Here is a 427-nt window from a genome sequence, read left to right on the forward strand (position 1 = left end):
CCTTGCAGGATCTCTTTCAGTTTTTTCATAAACAATGCTCCTTGGAGAGCTTACTCTTCATTGAATACCGCATTCAGTACTCGGCCAAATAAGCCTCGTTTTTTAGGTTGTGGCACTGCCACATTTTGTAATGTGGCATGCTGTAGCGTTTGGCTGTGGTATGCTGTAGTTTCTTGCTGTGGCACAGCCACATTTTCTACAATATTTAATTCATTATTCTTTTTATAATCATTGTCTTGTTGTGTTGTCGCATGCTGTGGCATATCGGTGTCGCATGCCGTAGCATCTTGTTGTGGCGCTGCCGTGGCGGGTGCAACAGTTTTTAACTCAATAAGCGTCTGCATACGGTCGATTTGCTGCATTAAACGCTCTTCACGTTCTTGGTATTTTTTGACTTCATTTTCTAAATGAATAATGAGTTTTTTTG

Annotated in this window: 1 pseudogene; it reads right to left on the reverse strand. The window is 41.2% G+C overall.

From position 1 onward, the window contains the following. Positions 1 to 50: 50 nt before the first annotated feature. Positions 51 to 427: pseudogene (locus J502_RS16240) on the reverse strand (plasmid replication DNA-binding protein); the annotation flags it as partial.

This window comes from Acinetobacter sp. 1294596 (assembly GCF_000582925.1).
Taxonomy (GTDB): domain Bacteria; phylum Pseudomonadota; class Gammaproteobacteria; order Pseudomonadales; family Moraxellaceae; genus Acinetobacter; species Acinetobacter radioresistens.